The organism is Deinococcus sp. Leaf326 (genome assembly GCF_001424185.1).
Classification (GTDB): domain Bacteria; phylum Deinococcota; class Deinococci; order Deinococcales; family Deinococcaceae; genus Deinococcus.
On sequence record NZ_LMOM01000095.1, the window covers coordinates 1 to 1,802 of the forward strand.

Annotated in this window: 2 protein-coding genes; both read right to left on the reverse strand. The window is 50.3% G+C overall.

The window, feature by feature from the left end:
• Positions 1-255: 255 nt before the first annotated feature.
• On the reverse strand, positions 256-732 hold the full coding sequence (locus tag ASF71_RS24425) for a hypothetical protein (protein WP_156373046.1): 477 nt from the start codon (positions 730-732) through the stop codon (positions 256-258).
• A gap of 420 nt (positions 733-1,152) precedes the next feature.
• On the reverse strand, positions 1,153-1,308 hold the full coding sequence (locus tag ASF71_RS24430) for a hypothetical protein (RefSeq protein ID WP_156373047.1): 156 nt from the start codon (positions 1,306-1,308) through the stop codon (positions 1,153-1,155).
• Between the last annotated feature and the right edge of the window lie 494 nt (positions 1,309-1,802).

Below are 1,802 nucleotides of genomic sequence, written 5' to 3' on the forward strand. Positions count from 1 at the left end.
TGTATCTCAACCGCTTGCTGCACTTCTTCACGAAAAACGCAGAATTTCTCGGCCAGCACGGCTATTCATTGTCCTACGCGAGGTGCAACTTCTGAGTTTTATAAGAAAAGGTCAGACTAATTATAAAATACAAGGTAGTTAGAGTCCCACTACCTTGTACTTAATAGACATGAAGGTTATCTTTCTTGGCTTATTGTGAATAAAGTTTTAGAATAGATTTCCTACTATAGAATATACAGTTTAATAGTATACTTTTTAGGTGAGCGGAGGGTTTACAGGAACGATCCGCCACAGCTCATTCGGATTCCCGCCTCCCCAAGACCATGTGCATACTTCAGCACGTTCCCAAGGCTGATCAGTACCGGATTCAACATTCAAATTTAATGAAGTGTTGCTAGCTAATTGTATTGCACTATATCCAGGTTGTTCTAAATTTCCAATAATATTCCATATCCAAGTTAAATCACCTGACCCTGAAATCATCATAACTGGATTATTGTAAGTAGCAGGTTGTCCATCATTCGTAGCTATTACAAGGTTAAGGTCAGGGTTGCTCCACTGAAAATAAGTACCACCACTATAAGTGCCTTGAAACCAAGTCGCATAATTGGAATCCCAGGTTGAAGTAACATAACAGCCGCTATGATCGCTCTTTACAGTAAGATAAAATTTAGTACCCCCACCTACAGCATAAATTGCAAACGGAGCTGGAGCTCCTGTTTTAGGATCCAACTCAAGTTGACCTAAGGCATTATTAGCTGATGATGTAGTGATACATTTTCTCCTATCTTTCTTCGGCGATTTAGCACAAGAGATGTTCTCACGGAGGAGTCATATATAATATTTTTTATAGCCTCCTTTCCTACTTATTCTGTCTATATATCCATTATGTCACGGCAAAGGCTCCGGTGTCTCCAAAAATTACTTGTTGCTCTTTACAAATGTAAATCTTTTACATAATTTTGAGAAAAACGTATAAAACATATGGCATATGAAAGGTAAACGCGGGAAGCGGAACGCACAGCCCCCTCCCCAACGCTCGGTCCCCCAGGACGCCATTACCTCGACCTCAGCATCCACCCCTCACGACTCAGCGCTACCCCCACCTTCACCCTCCAAGACCATCAACACCTCCTCATCCTCGGCCACACCTCACTTCAGCACCTCCTCCAGCCCAACCTTCTCCTGGCACTCCTTCGCGGCGAACACGTCATTGGCGTCGGCCACACGACCGCAGAAGTGCACGCACGCCTCATGCTTGCCCACCAGACCGGCCACCCCATTGCCCTGGCTATCCTCCAAGGACAAGAAAGCCTCGCGGCTCCCTTCGTCGAGGCCTTCCCTGGCTCAAGCCTCCTGACGGTTGACCCCGGCAGCATCCATGCGCCTCAGCCAGCTGTCTGGCCCGCGACAGGCCTCATCGAGTTCCTGGCAACCGGGAACCATCAGGCCCCCTTCGAGGTGCTACAGCGCTGGGCCCAGGACACCGCCTTTAGGTCCAGTCAGGAAACCTCCGCCCAAACCGTCCATCTGGCTCTCGCCCGCGCTGATGTCCCGCTCCCCTGGCTTCTCGCCACCCTAGAACTTGCCCGAGCCGCCCACACCCGCTTCCTCCTCACTCTCCCCGATCTCCACGCCGGCGCCACCTGCTACACCCCCACAGGCTTCCGCGACCTCCAACGTCACCTCGGCCTCCACCGGTAATGCTCCAGGTTTGACTTCAAGCGGCGTTGCGAGCGTTCGCCGATGACGTGAGTGTAGACCAGGGCGTAGCGTAGCCGAGCGCCGAATGACGGCGCTCG